Annotated in this window: 2 protein-coding genes and 1 pseudogene; 2 read left to right on the top strand and 1 reads right to left on the bottom strand. The window is 65.7% G+C overall.

Annotated elements, in window-relative coordinates; genetic code table 11:
• Positions 1–221 (bottom strand): winged helix-turn-helix transcriptional regulator (locus tag ACFWF3_RS36255; RefSeq protein WP_379318693.1); only part of this gene is annotated, 221 nt, incomplete at its 3' end.
• A 106-nt stretch (positions 222–327) separates the two neighbouring features.
• On the opposite strand from ACFWF3_RS36255, the gene ACFWF3_RS36250 reads away from it, so the two are divergent.
• Positions 328–498, top strand: coding sequence for a VOC family protein (locus ACFWF3_RS36250; protein WP_379318691.1), 171 nt, complete (start codon positions 328–330; stop codon positions 496–498).
• Positions 499–739: 241 nt separating this feature from the next.
• A pseudogene (locus ACFWF3_RS36245) lies at positions 740–1,290 on the top strand (hypothetical protein); the annotation flags it as partial.

Genomic DNA, 1,290 nt, shown 5'->3' with positions numbered 1-1,290 from the left:
GCGGTGGGATGGGCGGCGAGCAGGGATTCCAGGTGCGTGCGCGACCAGCCACACAGTTCGTGCACGGTCGTGAGCAGGTCGATCCCGGCCGCGGTGAGCGAATAGTCGACGCGGGGGTTGGCGGAGTGGTGGTCGTAGCGGGCGACGATTCCGTCGGCTTCCAACCCAAGTAGCGTCTGGGTGAGCATCTTGTAGCTGATGCCGTCGACCGACCGATGCAACTAGCGCTTGCTCGAGGTAGGTGACAAAGAGTCGGGCGTAGGCCTTGTCATCGCCGGGCCGCAAAACGCGGTCAGCGCATACCGCGACACCATCGGACCGGTGATCGTGGACGACCTCGACGCGGCGAGGCAGTTCGTCACCGACATCGGCGGCGAAATCACCGGCGGACCAATTGTCTCGGCGACAGGTCGGGTGGTGTACGCGCGCCACCCGGACGGCACGAACGTCGAATACGTGCAGTGGGCAGCCGGCATCCGCTCGCACGTGCTCGACTGACAGCGGCGGGCCGCTCGACTCCAACTCAGAATCCTGTCGCTACGACAAGTTCTCCGGCGGAAATTCTCCGGAGGATGCAGTGACAGGGGCTGTTCGCCGCATCGATACTTGCTTCGACCCGGGTCGCGGGATGGCACCGGCGCCGCCCCCTCCATGCCCGGGGTCGCGGCGGTAGTGATGGCCGTCGCGATGAAGACGGCGCCGGAGTGCACGTGCGGGGCCCGCGATGAGATGAGGGACGGTGCGAGTACTCGCGCGGACAGCTGTTGGTCGACCGAAGACCGTGATCGCGGTGATCACGCTGTTACTCGTTCTCGCGGGTGCGGGTGGCGTCTCGCTGCAGCAGCGATTGTCCGGCGGCGGGTTCTGGAACGCGGACGCCGAATCCGCGCGCGCCGCGCGGATCTTGGCGGACGAGTACACCACAGGAACACCGAATGTCATTGTGCTGGTCGATGTTCCGGCCGCAGTAGGAACCATCGATACACCCGCGGTCGCCGCCACCGGTCTACGGCTGACCACCGAGCTGGCCGCGGTATCCGGTGTGCGTTCGGTGAGCTCGTACTGGTCCACCGGATCGCCAGAGTTCCTTCGCACTACCGATCGCGGCAAGGCGCTGGTCGCCGTGGATGTTCCCGGTGACGAGATCGTGGTGGACACCGTGGTGTCCCGGCTGATCGACAGCTACCGGGATCGAGACTACGGCGAGCTCCACCTGCGGCTGGGTGGCGCCGCGGTGAGCTACCACGATGTCACCGAACAACTGTCGCATGACATGAAAGTCAGTGAGGC

This window comes from Nocardia sp. NPDC060220, assembly GCF_042727815.1.
In the GTDB taxonomy this organism is placed as follows: Bacteria; Actinomycetota; Actinomycetes; order Mycobacteriales; family Mycobacteriaceae; genus Nocardia.
Note: the sequence above shows the minus strand (reverse complement) of the source record. Positions and strands in the feature narration are given on the sequence as shown.